Below are 15,455 nucleotides of genomic sequence, written 5' to 3'. Positions count from 1 at the left end.
TCAGCGCAAGCTGACCGACCGCTATCGCGAGCAAGCTCGCTCCCACAGGGTATCTGCGGCAATTGCTCAAGCGCTGGCGTGAGTCAGCCCCGTCAAGGTGTCCGCGATGGCCTTTGTGCGTTGCGCGGTGCCTTCGGTGGTGCGGCTCGAGTCTTCCAGGGCATCGAGCATCTCGCGCAGGGCGCTGACGGCGACGGACTGGTCTTCGATCTGTTGGGCGACGCCTTGGATCTCCGTCGAGAGCAGGTCAATGTCCACGCCGATTTCCGCGGCATTCTTGCGGGTGATTTCCGCGAGTTTGCGGACCTCATCAGCCACCACCGCAAACCCTCTGCCCATCTCACCGGCGCGCGCTGCTTCGATGGCGGCGTTGAGGGCCAACAGGTTGGTCTGTCCGGCGATTTGTTGGATGACCTGTACGATCGACTGAATACGCAAGCTTGAACTGGCAAGCGCACGGGCGCCGACCACCGCTTCACCCGCTTGGGTGGCAAGCTGTTCGACGGTCGTACCGGCCTGCTCGGCGACGCTGTTTTGTCGATCGATCGTGCCCGTCAGGTCATCCATCGACAAGTGCAGTTCGCCAGAGTAATGCTTGATTTGCGTCGCCATCAGCGCCTGCTGCTGGCTGGCCTGGGCCAATACCTGGCCCAGATCGGTCAGGCCGTCGAACACCGGCAGGATGGTGTTGTCCAGGCCGCGCGTGTCCAAGGCGCTGCTGAAATCATTCATCTTGAACGCCATGATCTGCTTGACCACGACATGGTTCAGACCCGCCAGCTTCTTGATCTGGCGACGCAGGAAAAACGCCTTGAACTCGCCATAGTGGGCGATGAAGTTGTCGACGTACTCATCGACAAAATTGGCGCCCTTGGTGACTCTGAAGAAGAAAATCGCCGTAAGTGTCTGGTTAAGGTTCAAACCGAGGATTTCACCAAACGTCGAGAAGCCGGCCAAGGGCACATCCCCGAAAATACCGGCCATGCTGCCCAGGTCGTTGCTGTTGTTGAGCCGGCGCAGGATGCAGTCATTGAGAATAGCGGCCACCGGACGGCCGCCTTTGCCCTTGAGGAATTTCTCGTAGTCGAGTCGGGTCGCCTCGTGAAGGGGCGTGCGCTTGACCATCACCAGCTCTTCGCCGGGCGCCACGTCGCAGAACAGCTGGATGATCTGCTGCTGATAGTCGATGCGGGCAATGGAACGTACGAACAGCTCATCGCCCACGCGGATGGCAAAGGAATAATCGGCCAGCTTCTTTTCCAGCGCCTGCGCACTGCACTCGAATGCATCGCACAGCGCCTGGACCATGCTCCTGATGTTGCCACGGCTGTCGATGACCTGGTCGATGGTGCGGTCTTCGACCGACGCGGTCAGCACGCTGAACGTCAGCCCGGCCGGTTGGAAGTTCTGGCTCTTGAACACCCCGAAGCGCACATCCGCCGCGGTTTTCAGGAAGACAATCTGCGCGTGGTTCTGATAACTGCGCTGCCCGTCACTGATCAAGGTCTTCTTGAAATCGGCCTTGCCACCGGCTGAACCACCGACGAACAGGCAAGGGAAACGTCCCGACTCATAGAGTGCCTCCATAAAGAACGACTCGGAAGCCGAAAGACCATCGAACACCACGTAGGCCAAGGTATCGCGATGGTCAATCGGCGTGCTCACTTGCGCCTGCTTGATGTTACTCACCAACCTGGCGATTCGCTCACGCATGGTCAAGCGCTTGCCGCCACCGCGAATGTCCTCGCACTCCAGCGGCACCATCACCACCTCGGCCGACACAATCACACTGGCATCAAACAGCTGCAGCACCACCCGATCCCAGGACTCGCCGGTCTGGCAATACAGTGTGTTTGCAGCGTTGCACAGCTCACCTGACGTCGTGCACAGGCTGATGGCGCTGTGGGCAAAGCGCTTCTTGACCTTGGCGGCGATCTGGTCGATGTCCAGGTGCGGGGAGACGAATCCGGTGATCAGCACTGGGGTGATACGTATGTTGGCCAGCGTCTGGTCGAGTTCAGCACAGGTGCAGACCACGCTGACAGCCCCTGGAGTACGGGCTCGGGCTGTGTTGAAGAGGTTCAGTAGGTTCATGGCAGGACTCGGTTGAGCGCGACGTGATGCGTACGGGGGATGCGTGCGGAGTCCTTTCTCTGTAGCGGTCACGGCGGGGGGCTTGTATGGGCGTGAGCTTGTGCTATTTGCGGGGAGGGTCCATAGGGGCTTTTGGTTGGGGTTTACTAGGTCTGTTGGCCAGCGACTTTCGTATGGGTGCCAGGGGAGGGCGATGAAAAAACAGTCTCTGACCTCTAGACGAAAAAATGGCAGCCGCTATGCTTCGGTGATGGCCTCTTGCTACTTGTTATGGCCGCCACAAGCAATCCTAGGCGCGAGACGGACCCCCCTTCATGAGGCGGTGATAAGTATGAGGCGAATTTTTGAGGGTGGATTGGGATGTTTTAGCGGAGTCTTTTGAGTTAATGGTTGATGAGTGAAAGGAGGTTGGGTAGGGGTAGCGGGAGAAGACCATGTTTCTGGGAGGGGTAAATGAATATTTCGAATGTTGGAGGAGTTGCTATAGTCAATGGTGCTATCTCGAGTGTTAGGTTGGTTGAGTTGCAAGAAGGTTTTCACGTGCAACTGCCGGATGCTTATGTGCAGATGCTTAATTTGGCAGATGGTTTTTCATTGAAAAATGGTGTGATTTTATATTCTTCCAGTGAGCTTATTGAGAGGAATAAGACCCTAGAGGTGGAAAAATATGCATCAGCCTATCTTACTATAGGTGACGATAGTGGTGGCCGTTCTATAATGCTTCCGCTTGCTGGTAAAGGTGTCTACTTGGTGGATCAAGGCAGTATGGATCCTGATGAATTTAAAAGGATCGGTATGTCGTTAACTGATTGGATTGCTGACGGATGTGTGCTTTAAATATGTCGGGCGGGGTGCCGTTGTAGTGGGAGCGCGGAACAGAGATCTGTTCCCGGGAATAAATTATGACGAGTGATGAGTTGTGTGAATGCCAATGGCTGTTTCAACAAGAGAAGGCTTTATCGATTTTGTTGAGATATTAAGTCGGGATTATGTAAGTAATCGTGATGAGTGGCAGAACGATACTCTGGATCAGTTTCTTTTGGGGCTCTCAGGTTTCGCGAATGACATGGGTGGGTATTACAAAAATATGGGGGAGGCTGTTGATGTTGATAAAATAACTTGGCGGATTGCTGCGGAAATGTTAATTGCTGCTACTGTTTACGAGGGATAGTGGATTCTCGGGGCCTGTCCCTACATGTGTCAGCTATTGGGAGAGTTTGCTTGAGCATTCAATGTCAACTTAAATCTGCTCTGTTTCGATATCTTGAGTCTGGTGATAGTGCAGAGTTGTTTAAAGTGCTCAGCATCCATCCAGAAATAATTTCGGAAAAGTATGGTGAGTACCCTGACGTACATCGATTGATAGATCTTAGGGTAGGGGAGCGAGGTTTTCGAGTTTGCCGTCAAATATCATAGGGTGAGTTAATAACTCTGGTTTCTATTGAAGAGATATTTGATACGCCGGGAGTTCCACTTTGGTTGACGGGAGAGAAATTGGTGCTGTGGGCTATAGATGAAAAGGAAAGTCCGTCAGACGAACCAACTGATTGGAGTAGGTATTGTTAGCTATGAAATATCATTTGACAGAGGGGGAGTTCAATGGCCCAGCTGAATCCGAGATCCTCAATGACCTCTCGACTCACTCGGGTATGGCACTTCCAAAAAGTTATATCGACTTTCTCAAACAGCATAATGGTGGCGAGGGTTTCATAGGCGAGAATTACATTGTTTTTTGGAGTGCAGAGGAGTTGGCCGACTTCAATCGGGAGTACGAAGTAGAAGTCTATGCTCCGGGCATCTTCTTGTTCGCTTCGAGCGGAGGCGGAGAGGGGTATGGCTTCGATACCAATGACGCAGCGATGCCGATAGTGCGCATCCCGTTTATAGGCATGGATCGGCGGTATGCCGAAACGCTAGCCTACGATCTCCCCGATCTATTTGCTCGGTTGGCAAACGAGGATGAATAAGCCAGGGCGCCCCAAGGGAATGGAGTTGTTCGAGATCGTACCGGTCATTTTAGGTGGCGATCCAATAAGCCCAGAAAACAAAACATGGTTGACGAGGCAACAGCATTTTGAAGCTGTGCGCTATTGGAATCAAGTTGTCAGCGGTAGGCGAAAGGAGCAGGGGTAACAAAAGCGGATACTGTAGAAAATGTGAACTGCTCCAATGTTTTTTAAAGTTGACAATATGGAAGATCGGAGATTGATGCATGTATGATATTTTTCGCAGTTCTTTCTCCGAGGATTATCGTGTAGTCGATAAAGGCCTGACTGCTCTGGATATTAAAGGTGACGCTTATGGGGTGTCTGAACTGATGTCGGAGTTTGGAGGGTGTTCATTTGATAGAGCATTATATCGAGTGATGGCGCCTGGCTCGATTAGTGAGTGGAACCAAGTCATTGAATATGCGTTCCCCAATTTCGATGGGCGTGTGCAATGCTTTGGTTACGATTGGCTAGGTCGCATATTTGCGCTGGATTCAGGTCGGTTGGAAGGGGGGCATTCTGGAGTTGTTATGTTTGAGCCAGGAACCGGAGAGGCGCTAGAGATTCCCTGCAATATCGTGACTTTTCATAACGAAGAATTGATGGAGTTCCGAGAAGCGGCCTTAGCTGTTAGCTTCCATATTCAATGGCTAGCTCAAGGTGCTGCTCCTAGCTATGAAGACTGTATCGGCTATAGGGTGCCATTGTTTCTCGGTGGTAAAGATATTGTCGAAAACCTAGAGGTTTCAGACCTTGATGTCTACTGGACATTAATAGGCCAAATAATTAGGAAAACGAAGGAGCTTCCTCTAGGTTCATTGGTGGCGAATATTGTGCTTACTGATGAGGGGGAAGGAGGGTAGAGTCACATTTTTACTCTGGTGAAAATCTCTCTTTTCACTTGACGCATACTAGGGAATCTTTGGTGGAGTCTGATGAGGCTAACAATGCGGTCGAGAATTTTTATGGTGTCTTCAATAGATGTTGAAGTGGCTAATAAGATAATGCCTTAAAAATATTCCCAATCTATCGCGAGTGAGAGTGGTGTCGAAAATTTTATCTATATTTTTACACGTTATTAAAGTGACGGTTCTGCCACTGGCGTTGTCTAGTTGTTGTCTGATAGAAATGGAACAGGTTTTTTTTGACGAGCTTCGTATTGAAAATAAGCTAGAAATACAAATAACATATTGCAACGAATTCGATGCTACGACCTGTTCTGAGGTCGTCCAGAGCGGCGGAAGCTACAGCGTAATTTTCATTTCGCACGTTGATAATGACGATGATGAAGAGATTTTAGAGGCATTTGATCGTCAAAACATCAGGGCATGTGGAAAGGTCCTTGATATCAAACTGATTCGCTCAGTGTCACCAATAGTTAAGCGTGACAAGGACCATTTTGAGATCATCATTAATAGGGCGGTAAGCGATCAATTTTGCCAATAGTATAGCCTTTGGGTTTTATCGCATCGATCAACGCGCTAAATAATGTGAGAGAAGGTTATGAGACAGATGACGGATGAAGAAAAGACTGAGTTAAAAAAGAGAAAGGACAGGTTTGACGTGTTTCGCAAGGAACGTATGCCCGTTCTACATGATTTTGCTAAAATATTAGGTTGTGAAAGTCCGCATGAAATACTGATTGTGCCTGAAAAATTTCTACCTTATATAAGTAAATATATGGCAGCGCAAGATGTGAGCGATAGCAATCGCATTTGGTTGATGACAAGAATAGGCTATTTTATTGGGGAGTGGCTTGTTGGTAAATTTGACGGGTGCTGGGTAGTTGATGAAAGCGTTGAGTCAAAAACCTTTTCGTGGTATGTGATTGGAGAGTTTGGGGGGGCTGGATCAGGAAAAGTCATAGATCCATTTTCTTTGGCTCAAGCATATGTCAATACTCGGCCGCCTAGAAATTTGATCGAGCAGTTGGATTTGGTAGTAAATTCTTTTGAGGATTCCTGAGGTGGTATGAGGCGCGGAGACGGATAGCGGCACGCGGTCACTGTTTTCCAGTATGGCACGATTTTTTTGCTGAGCTAGAAGTGAGAGTGGATTTCCGCTTTAATTTATCAAGGGGAAGTTAATATGGAAGTGATAGTGACGTTGTTAGATCATTTTATTGATGGGAGAGATACAAGTGTTGAAGCTGCTAATCGTTTAGAAGTGTTGATTGATAACGCTTATCCAGACGATGATTTTTTGCAAGCGACGGTGGAAGTTTTGGCGTGCTATCGTCCTGAAGGTGGAGATTTTGTTTTTGATGTGAATCAAGTGCGAAATCGTCTTGTTGAAACTCGAATTTATTTGATGAAAGTCGCTTCCCTATGAAGACTGGTCCGAGCACATAAAAGAGCAGTGGGCAGATCACTTTGATTCTCTGCCAACGCAACTTGAGTTTGCGAGAAACGGGGACAGACCACGTTTTCTGATGAAATTGAAGCAATGATCGTACGGGGAGCTCAGTAAGGCCGACCGGGGCGCCCGGAAAGCGATGCTGTCTTGGTTTGGATACGTAGTCTGTCTCCGTTTTTTCCTTAAGTAGAGGCGTAAAGGTGGCGATGATTTTATTATTCCTTTTCATGTTCGGCCGCTTGAGTCGTCAATCATGCCGTCTGATTTTTCTGGGGCATATGTAAGTTGCTATGCGTCTGGAATTGATTATGTTGATGCTACTCAGAAAGCGCTAAAGCGGCTTTCTGATGATGGTCTGTATCCAATTGAAATTTTGGAGCCGATCCATTAGGAAACGTGGTCTGTCCCTGAGGAATTTCAGCTGTCAATTGTTGTGAAACCAATCGTTCCTAGAGGTTGAATTCAATGCAATATGTAAACCTGCTTGGTGTGCACCCTGGTCGCGTGGAACTGCGACCATTTGCGAAAAAATTCTTTGACGCCCTAGGCGTTAATGATAGGGAAGAGCGCGAGAGCAGTAATTACATTGATGGTTATTATTTTAAGGGTTCCCTTGGTGGCATGACTTTCTCCGTCGCTATTTCAGACGAAGATGCGCATGAAAACGTACCGTACTGGATTCACATTTCAGCGGACTTGGTCACACCTGATGCTCTGGAAGATGCGGTTTCCCAGTTGATTCGAGATAAGGTACTTCCAATGGGATTTCAGTTGGTCCGTATTGTTAACTTAGGCAAGCGAGGTGAGCTGCGAATTGACTACTGACATGTCAAGCGTGATAAAGATAATATTGTTATTGGTAGCGTTGTGATGACGGATTTTGCCGATGGCGAGATTTTCAGATTGGATCACGGCGACCAACGCACTTGAGAAGTCAGAAGGCAACAGAAAGATAGGGCTCTAATAAATGAAATTTACAATGAGCGTGGTCGAAAAATTTGAGTTGTCAGATGGAGTTACGATTCTCGCTTGTAAAGGCTGTAACTCAAATGTTGATGTTATCGGAAAACGATTTTATCCGGTTTCTGGTGATAAGGTTCGACAGCCTCTGACGATAGTTTGTGAGCGTAAGCTGCTAAATCAACAGTCGAATCTTGATTAAAAGGCTTTTGAAATAAGAGATGTTGTGGATCTGACGCAAGAAGAGGCAAGAAGTGGAGGTTGGCAGTTGGTCGTAGAATAAGATCAAGAGGGCTCAACGGGGGGTAAAATTCTAGCTCACTTGAAATAGTGCTATTAACGCTTTATTACGCTCTTTAAAGGCTAAATAGAATGCTAGCGATTGTCGGGTAAAAGCATTGCGCAAAGTAGATTCTGAGTTTGGAGATAAAAAATATTATTTATTTTGAGGGTTGGATGGATGAATTCTCCAATTATTTTTGGCTTGAGCGAAGATGATAATTCAATGAGGTCGATTTATCGTCTTGAGCATGACTTGGAAAGAGATCACGAAAGAGTATCTTTGACTCAAGCTTTAACATTGGATAGAACTCGCCCGCTTATGGGGCTTAAAGGAACCTATGGGCTTTTTGGATCAGTAGATTGGTGGGATAGCGTCCGCCAAGGACAAATGCCGCTGTTATTCGTTTCTGGCGTCATTTTGCGGGCTTATGTTGCAGGGCAAGATAAGCATTAAGCGAATAATATGCTTGATTTAGAGCTAAAAGACGGCTCGGTGCGAGCTGTTGGTATTTATGTCAATGACAGGGAAGACGCTCGGTTGTTTCGGCCTGGTTACAAAGCTAGTGTTGTGTATGCGTTAGATGAATTGAAACAGCAGCCGGCTTCTGATGGTGGTGTGAATTATTCGAAGGTTGCATTAGAGATGGCGGTTTCGTTGCAGTCTGTTATATGGCGAAAACCAGTTTTCGTTGGCAGCTTTGGGGCAGTGCGGGCAGACCAAGTCTTCTGTGATGTATTTTGATTGACTGAAACAGTATGGAATAGAAAAGGGCGCTGTCTCTTCTGGAGTTGACTAAGTTTTTGGTCCGACTTGTACGAAAGGACTCTCCATATGCCACGCAGAGCATGCGTCTCGATACCTGGCGTATCCTTGCGTTCAATTCTATGGGGCAACGAGGCATATTTGTTCCGAACGGTGATAGCTTGAATGGGTGGAAGCCATGGTGATGAAGAGGTTGATGAGCTTGGATGAAATGGAGCCAATCGCTAAGGAGGCTACGCGTCTGGCGTTAAGTGAGTATCCGGAACCGTCGAAAGAGGATCAGTCCAATTGGACGCTGGGGAAATTCGAAACTGAGGGCGAGGGCGTGTTTGAAATATACATACCTTCCGAGCAGCCGTTGGACGCAAAGGTGATTAGTCGATCACGAGTTGATCGCAAGACTGGGGCGGTCAACGTCGAGGTCTTCCTGGAGAGTTAGGCTCTGTACGAAAAGGAATGTCGCAAACACCGCATAGCACAAGCTAACGAGACCACCGCAGCATAACTTTTCGCGAGCTTGTCGAGGCGTGTGACGATGCAGCGGCTTTCTTTCAGCCAGCCGAACATGCGTTCGATGATGTTTCGCGGCCGGTATTTTGGCCGATACAAAAAGCTGGGCAGGCCGGGCTTGGTTTTGCATTTCATGGGTCGCAGAGGAATTATTGGATGCATCCGGTAACGGTCACAGTAGCGGCGCAGAGCTTCAGCATCGTAGGTTCAGGGGATCCCTTAGGAACAGAACACGTTTTTCGGTAATCGTGGTTTATTCCCGGTTTCCTTTACAAAAATTTTTCTGGCGGCACAAAATCTGAATGATCTATTGCGAGTGAGAACGATGTCAAAAATCTTATTTATATCTCTAAACGTCCTTAAAACGTTGGGTCTGCCGCTGGTGCTATCTGGTTGTTTTCTGGCACAGAATCTGGAAGAGCAAGTTTTTTTATACGAGCTGCGCATTGTAAATAAACTCGCAGTGCCAATAGCTTACTGTGAAGACTTCGAAGCTACGTCTTGTCCTAACGTTGTCCAGAGCGGAGGGAGCGAGCGAGAAATTTTCAGTTCGTACGTCGAAAATCGCACTGATGAAGAGAAGCTAAGGTCATTCAATCGCCAAAAGATCAAGATCTGTGGGAAGCTCGTTGAACTCAAGCTAATCAGCTCAGTTTCACCGGTAGTCAAGCATGACAAAGATCATTTCGAGATCATCATCGACACTTCGGTGAGCGATACGTTTTGCCAGTCGGAGGTATCAGGATAACGGGGGACAAATCCTGAGGGATCCCCATAAATCTACTCCATTACCTGTGCCTCTTAATGTACTCCTGCTCGCAACGCGTGCTCAGGCCTCTCAAAGGTGCTTCGAGAATTTGAGCCGCGTCCGCAAAACGTGTCTGCCCTTGAGGGACTGCGAGCATTGGGTCCGCGCGTAGGAAACTTCTGAAAATCCCACCAAAAGCACTATTCTGGCCCTAAGCCTCTCGCCGGAGGTTTTCTGTCGCGTTACGCTCTGGATGTCGCTGCACATTCAGCGACCGGGCTTGGTAACCCGGTGGAATAAGGCGTAACAGTGCACGGACAGGATTGCAGGCTTTCAGGCCTGCGATTTTGTTTTATGGCAGCTGTGCGTGGGACGTTTTCTGACGTGCCGGTTTCCTTGATTCCCCGGTTTACCAACCTGCGCACAGCTGCCACCCATTCGCTTGGTAACGGATGCGGCAGCTCTTCGGATCAAGGGAGTTGAACAATGCATATCAATAGATCAAGCAAATGGCCTCATCTGCTCCGCAGCTCTGTATCGCGGTCCTGCTGCATCTCAGTCAGTGGAGATCGCAAATGACCGAACAAGCAGCAGCAAAAACTATCGGCTACACCCCATTCCATTATTGCTCCGATCGTCCGCTGTTCCGTGTTAATGGCGGTGTCCCGTTAAATGAAGCGTTGCAACAAGCGTCAGATCTCTTACATCTCGCCTACCGGCTTGCAGAGGACGCAACCTTCGAAAGGAAGACGGACCGTCATGCCTGGGCCGCTCATTATCTAATGGAGATGAGCAAAGCAGTGATTGACGATGTAGTGAAAGTCATGACGGTTAGACCCGGGGAATCAAAACACTCCAATAGCTAACGACGCACCGAGACTGCAAGCATCCCGATTCGTCGGAACGAGGACAGGCTGGGGCAGACCAGGAATATGGGGGGAGATTATTGGTGAATTCAAATCGTGTTCTGCCCCCCGGTTTTCCTCGATATCCAAGTCCGCTGCTGAAGTAATTAAGAAGGGACTGAAAAATATGGCCTTTTACATTGAAATGGACAAGATTGCTGATACCGAGGAGTACGTTGATTACTCTTTTGGGCGGGATATGGACGTTGGTATTCTTAGGCTAAACAAAGTACGGGGAACGTTGACGGTACTTTCTGCGTGCCCACTAGACCAGGACGGAGGATGGTCGCAGAGAGCAAGCATGAAGTTGGCGAGGCTATGGAAGGAAGGTGTATATCCTGAAAAAGCTCAATGGGCCTCGTAAGTCAGGGGGCCGCGGGGCAACCTCTGAGGGATGCCCGATTTATTTACTGAAAATAAAGAAGTTGGAATTGCTGAAAAGGCCTGCATGAGTGGGTAGCAGTGTATCGCTGCCAAATAGATTTTTTTTTGCAGAGAGGGAGTTGGCAAGCCTGTTCGCGATGACGTCGGCACATTCAGCATTGATGCCAGCTGATCTACCGCCTTCGCGAGCAGGCTCGCTCCCACAGGAGGGGGGTGGCAGTCGAGAAACCGAGGTTCATCCTCGATTCAGTGTGGGAGCGAGCTTGCTCGCGATGGCGTCGGCACATTCAGCATCGATGTCAGCTGATCCACCGCTATCGCGAGCAAGCTCGCTTGTATGGTAGGACTTGAAGGGAGGAGGAGGGACAAAGCTCGATTCTGACTGTTAGCCGCAGTACAGACCGTGGGAGATTTCACCCCTCCTCCTTTCACCCAAGCGCCGATAAAGAATGCATCTGGCCTAGACCGACGATAGGAACAAGCCTGCGCCTCTGGGTGAACCCTTCAAGTGTTCAAACCTTAGCCCGGAGGATTTTCAATGGCAATGCCGGTTTCTGTCGCAAAGCCGATCGTGGGTGTTGATGTCGCCAAAGATGAGTTAGTGATTTATCACGCAGAAACAGATCGACTGGAAGCGATCCCCAACACCAAAGCTGCGATCAAGAAGTGGCTCAAGGAGCTGCCCGCGCCAGTGGATGTCGCCATCGAAGCCACCAATATCTATCACCAGGAATTCGCCGACCTGGCTTATGCGCAAGGCTGTGTGATCTACATGATCGGCGGCTACGAGCTCAGCCATTACCGCAAAGGTGTGAAAGTTCGCGCTAAAACCGATGCGCTGGATGCTCGGTTGTTGGCTCGCTACTTGAACAACGAAGGCCACCAGTTGCACCCGTGGACTCCGCCTTCGCCCCTGTATTGCCGTCTTATAAGCCTTTTCCGGCGCCGGGCAGCCTTGGTCCAGGCGCGTGTCAGCCTCAAGCAAAGTTGGTCCAACGAACCGTTGCTCAAAACGGCGTTTGAGCACCAGATAAAGGCCATGCAACGACTGGAAATCTTGCTCGAGAAAACAATCCAGACGCAGTTGGAAGCAGCTGGCTTGGGCGCTCAGCTCAAGCGTTGCATGAAAGTCGAAGGCATTGGCCTATTGAGCGGTGCCCGTTTGCTCACGTCGTTTCAGCGTGGAGATTTCAGAAATGCCGATGCCTTCATCGCTTTTCTGGGCCTAGACCTGCGTATATCGGATTCTGGGAAAAAGAAGGGACGCCGCTGCTTGTCTAAGCGAGGTGACCCAGAGGCACGTCGATTGATGCATAACGCCGCGATGTCGGCGAGGCGCACAGCGGCATGGAAGGGTTTTTATGAGGCACTGAGGGCCCGGGGACTCAGCACAACCGAAGCATTAGTGGCACTGGCCCGCAAGCTTGCCCGAGTGGTATTCGCCCTGCTGAAGAACCAGAGCGAATACTTACCGAAAGGCATTTAAGGGGTAGCCCCGTACCATAGAATCTCCCACAGTGGAATACGTCCATCCAATCGATTGTTTTGCCGTTCGATAATCGCCCAAAACCCGCAAACGGCAATTGAACCGATCCCGGGCGGCCCTTCACCATCGCTCGCACAAAACCAATAACAACAGGTTCGACGCCATGCCCCTACACCCCGCCTCACCCGGCTGATCCCCAATCGCCCTGACGACCCTGGCTCCACCCTTAGCGCCTGCACCTCAAACGTGCGGCAGCAACTCGCTTCGTCCACAAAAAATAGAGACAACGCCCATGAAGCCCATACAGCACCTGTTCCCCAGCCTCATTGCCGCCGCCCTGACCAGTACCGCCCTACCCGTCCTGGCGGCGGAATCGGGGTTTGTCGAAGACGCCAAGGTCAACCTCAACCTGCGCAACTTCTACATCAACCGCAACTTCACCAACCCGAACAATACCCAGGGCAAAGCCGAGGAATGGACCCAGAGTTTCATCCTCGACGCCAGGTCCGGCTTCACCCAGGGCGTGGTCGGTTTCGGCGTGGACGTGCTGGGCATGTACTCGGTCAAGCTCGACGGCGGCCGCGGCACGGCCGGTACGCAATTGCTGCCGGTGCACGATGACGGTCGTCCGGCCGATGACTTCGGTCGCCTCGGCGTCGCCCTCAAGGCCAAGGTATCGAAGACCGAACTGAAGGTCGGTGAATGGATGCCGGTGCTGCCGATCCTGCGTTCCGACGACGGCCGCTCCCTGCCGCAAACCTTCCGTGGCGGCCAGGTGACCTCCACCGAAATCAACGGCCTGAGCCTCTACGGCGGCCAGTTCCGCGCCAACAGCCCGCGCAACGACGCGAGCATGGAAGACATGTCGATGAACGGCCGTGGCGCGTTCACCTCCGACCGTTTCAACTTCGGCGGCGGTGAATACGCCTTCAACGAAAAACGCACCCAGGTCGGCGTCTGGTACTCGGAGCTGTCCGACATCTACCAGCAAAAATACTTCAACCTGACCCACAGCCAGCCCATCGGCGACTGGACCCTGGGCGCCAACCTCGGTTACTTCACCGGCAAGGAAAACGGCAGCGCGCTGGCCGGCGACCTGGACAACAAAACCGCGTTCGCCATGCTCTCGGCCAAATACGGCGGCAACACCTTCTACGTCGGCCTGCAGAAAGTCGGTGGTGACGATGCCTGGATGCGCGTCAACGGCACCAGCGGCGGCACCCTGGCCAACGACAGTTACAACTCCAGTTATGACAACGCCAAGGAAAAATCCTGGCAGTTGCGCCACGATTTCAACTTCGCCGCCGTCGGCGTGCCGGGCCTGACCCTGATGAACCGCTACATCAGCGGCGACAACGTGCACACCGCCACGGTCGATGACGGCAAGGAATGGGGCCGTGAAAGTGAGCTGGCCTATACCGTGCAGAGCGGCGCGCTGAAGAGCCTCAATGTGAAGTGGCGCAACTCGACGATGCGTCGGGATTACAGCACCAATGAGTTCGATGAGAACCGGTTGATCATCAGCTATCCGATCAGCTTGCTGTAAAAGCCAGGCATGGAGGGAGGCTGTACCATCGTCATCGCGAGCAGGCTCGCTCCCACAGGGGGATCAGTGCCGAGCACAAAATTTGTGCTCACTGAAAATCCAGTGTGGGAGCAAAGCTTGCTCGCGATCGCGGTGGGTCAGTGGCATTTCTGGTGAGTGTGGCATTGCATCGCGAGCAAGCTTTGCTCCCACAGTATTGACTCCCACAGGGATTGGCGGTGGTTCTCAAGCCCGCGATTCGACGCCCAATTCATCCCACACCGACTCGGCCAGGTGGAAGGTGGCGTTGGCCGCCGGGATGCCGCAGTAGATGGCGCTCTGCATGATCACTTCCTTGATCTCGCTGCGGCTCACGCCGTTGTTGGCGGCGGCGCGCAGGTGCAGCTTGAGTTCTTCGTTGCGGTTCATGCCAATCAGCATGGCAATGGTGATCAGGCTGCGGGTATGGCGCGGCAGGCCCGGGCGGGTCCAGATGTCGCCCCAGGCGTGACGGGTGATCATCTCCTGGAATTCGCTGTTGAACTCGGTCAGGGCATTGAGGCTGCGATCGACGTGGGCATCGCCCAGCACCGCGCGGCGTACTTGCATGCCTTCGTCGTAACGTTGTTTCTCGTCCACAAAAAACTCCTCAGGCACGGCCAGAATCAAGCAGGAAATCCAGGACCCGCGCGCTGAACGCGGCGCCGGCCTGGACGTTGGACAGGTGCGCGGCGTAGAACTCGGCGTACTCGGCCCCACGGACCCGCTCCTGGATAAAGTGCCCACCCGACGGCGGCGTCACCGCATCTTCAGTGCCGGCGATCACCAGCAGCGGTACGCGAATCGACGACAACTGCTCGCGGAAATCGGCATCACGCACCGCCGCACAGTTGGCGGCATAGCCCTGAGGCGAAGTGGCGGCGAGCATGTCGGTGATTTTTTTTGCCGTCGCAGGCTGGGCCTCGGCAAAGTCAGGAGTAAACCAACGGGCAATCGAGGCATCGCGCAACGCCACCATCGCCGCCTTGCCGTCACGCAGCACGGTTTCGATGCGCGGGTTCCACACCGACGGATCGCCGATCTTGGCGGCGGTGTTGCACACCACCAGTTTGTGCAGGCGCTCGCCGGCGTTGATCCCCAGCCACTGGCCGATCAAACCGCCCATGGACAAGCCACAGAAATGCACTTTGTCGAGGTTCAAGGCATCAAGCATCGCCAGCACATCGCGGCCCAGTTGTTCGATGCTGTACGGTCCTTCGGTGACCAGCGACTGGCCATGGCCGCGCGTGTCGAAGCGCAGCACACGAAAGTGTTCGCTGAAGGCCGCGACCTGCTCGTCCCACATGTGCAGATCGGTGCCCAGGGAATTGGAGAGCACCAACACAGGGGCGTCTTGCGGCCCATCAAAACGATAGTTCAGATCGCCCTCGGCGAGTTTGACGAATCCCACAACAA

At 51.7% G+C, this 15,455-nt stretch carries 16 protein-coding genes and 2 pseudogenes; 13 read left to right on the top strand and 5 right to left on the bottom strand.

Annotation, left to right across the window (positions count from 1 at the left end):
- Positions 1-66 precede the first annotated feature (66 nt).
- On the bottom strand, positions 67-567 hold the full coding sequence (locus AD662_RS30075; RefSeq protein WP_223471818.1) for a methyl-accepting chemotaxis protein: 501 nt from the start codon (positions 565-567) through the stop codon (positions 67-69).
- A 372-nt stretch (positions 568-939) separates the two neighbouring features.
- Positions 940-2,094, bottom strand: a pseudogene (locus AD662_RS30070) (FIST signal transduction protein); the annotation flags it as partial.
- Between the two features lie 453 nt (positions 2,095-2,547).
- Between AD662_RS30070 and AD662_RS06510 the strand changes: the two are divergent.
- From AD662_RS06510 to AD662_RS29720, 10 genes are all read left to right on the top strand, one after another.
- A complete protein-coding gene (locus tag AD662_RS06510) occupies positions 2,548-2,931 on the top strand; it encodes an SMI1/KNR4 family protein (protein WP_053186140.1) in 384 nt (127 codons plus the stop codon).
- A gap of 88 nt (positions 2,932-3,019) precedes the next feature.
- Positions 3,020-3,265 carry a DUF7660 family protein gene (locus AD662_RS06505; protein WP_053186137.1) on the top strand — a complete coding sequence of 82 codons (246 nt, stop codon included), beginning with the start codon at positions 3,020-3,022 and terminating at the stop codon, positions 3,263-3,265.
- Between the two features lie 397 nt (positions 3,266-3,662).
- Positions 3,663-4,061: an SMI1/KNR4 family protein gene (locus AD662_RS06500; RefSeq protein ID WP_053186134.1), complete on the top strand. Its 399-nt coding sequence runs from the start codon at positions 3,663-3,665 to the stop codon at positions 4,059-4,061.
- A gap of 245 nt (positions 4,062-4,306) precedes the next feature.
- Positions 4,307-4,945: a T6SS immunity protein Tdi1 domain-containing protein gene (locus AD662_RS06495; RefSeq protein ID WP_053186131.1), complete on the top strand. Its 639-nt coding sequence runs from the start codon at positions 4,307-4,309 to the stop codon at positions 4,943-4,945.
- A gap of 181 nt (positions 4,946-5,126) precedes the next feature.
- Positions 5,127-5,528 (top strand): hypothetical protein, encoded by a 402-nt coding sequence (locus AD662_RS06490; RefSeq protein WP_139213116.1) that lies wholly within the window; start codon positions 5,127-5,129, stop codon positions 5,526-5,528.
- 66 nt (positions 5,529-5,594) lie between these two features.
- Positions 5,595-6,047 (top strand): hypothetical protein, encoded by a 453-nt coding sequence (locus AD662_RS29200; protein ID WP_156334895.1) that lies wholly within the window; start codon positions 5,595-5,597, stop codon positions 6,045-6,047.
- Positions 6,048-6,170: 123 nt separating this feature from the next.
- Positions 6,171-6,413: a hypothetical protein gene (locus AD662_RS29195; protein WP_139213117.1), complete on the top strand. Its 243-nt coding sequence runs from the start codon at positions 6,171-6,173 to the stop codon at positions 6,411-6,413.
- A 489-nt stretch (positions 6,414-6,902) separates the two neighbouring features.
- Complete coding sequence (locus tag AD662_RS06485) at positions 6,903-7,262, top strand: hypothetical protein (protein ID WP_053179155.1); 360 nt, start codon at positions 6,903-6,905, stop codon at positions 7,260-7,262.
- A 595-nt stretch (positions 7,263-7,857) separates the two neighbouring features.
- Positions 7,858-8,133: a hypothetical protein gene (locus tag AD662_RS29725; RefSeq protein ID WP_235862403.1), complete on the top strand. Its 276-nt coding sequence runs from the start codon at positions 7,858-7,860 to the stop codon at positions 8,131-8,133.
- Between the two features lie 9 nt (positions 8,134-8,142).
- Complete coding sequence (locus tag AD662_RS29720; protein ID WP_235862404.1) at positions 8,143-8,421, top strand: hypothetical protein; 279 nt, start codon at positions 8,143-8,145, stop codon at positions 8,419-8,421.
- A gap of 456 nt (positions 8,422-8,877) precedes the next feature.
- On the opposite strand, the pseudogene AD662_RS28165 reads toward AD662_RS29720, so the two are convergent.
- Positions 8,878-9,156: pseudogene (locus AD662_RS28165) on the bottom strand (IS5/IS1182 family transposase); the annotation flags it as partial.
- A 1,119-nt stretch (positions 9,157-10,275) separates the two neighbouring features.
- Here AD662_RS28165 and AD662_RS06470 point away from each other — a divergent pair.
- From AD662_RS06470 to AD662_RS06455, 3 genes are all read left to right on the top strand, one after another.
- Positions 10,276-10,566, top strand: a complete 291-nt coding sequence (locus tag AD662_RS06470; protein WP_053186116.1) for a DUF3077 domain-containing protein — start codon at positions 10,276-10,278, stop codon at positions 10,564-10,566.
- Between the two features lie 961 nt (positions 10,567-11,527).
- The gene (locus AD662_RS06460) at positions 11,528-12,475 is read left to right on the top strand and encodes an IS110 family RNA-guided transposase (protein WP_053177781.1); all 948 of its coding nucleotides are present in this window, start codon (positions 11,528-11,530) and stop codon (positions 12,473-12,475) included.
- A gap of 292 nt (positions 12,476-12,767) precedes the next feature.
- Positions 12,768-14,021 carry an OprD family porin gene (locus AD662_RS06455; protein ID WP_053186110.1) on the top strand — a complete coding sequence of 418 codons (1,254 nt, stop codon included), beginning with the start codon at positions 12,768-12,770 and terminating at the stop codon, positions 14,019-14,021.
- A gap of 225 nt (positions 14,022-14,246) precedes the next feature.
- On the opposite strand, the gene pcaC is transcribed toward AD662_RS06455, so the two are convergent.
- Complete coding sequence (gene pcaC / locus AD662_RS06450) at positions 14,247-14,639, bottom strand: 4-carboxymuconolactone decarboxylase (RefSeq protein WP_014336968.1); 393 nt, start codon at positions 14,637-14,639, stop codon at positions 14,247-14,249.
- A gap of 10 nt (positions 14,640-14,649) precedes the next feature.
- Positions 14,650-15,450, bottom strand: coding sequence for a 3-oxoadipate enol-lactonase (gene pcaD, locus AD662_RS06445; RefSeq protein ID WP_053186107.1), 801 nt, complete (start codon positions 15,448-15,450; stop codon positions 14,650-14,652).
- Positions 15,451-15,455 lie beyond the last annotated feature (5 nt).

Origin of the sequence: Pseudomonas kilonensis (genome assembly GCF_001269885.1) — a bacterium.
GTDB classification, from domain to species: domain Bacteria; phylum Pseudomonadota; class Gammaproteobacteria; order Pseudomonadales; family Pseudomonadaceae; genus Aquipseudomonas; species Aquipseudomonas kilonensis.
This window is presented reverse-complemented; position numbering and strand designations above follow the sequence as displayed.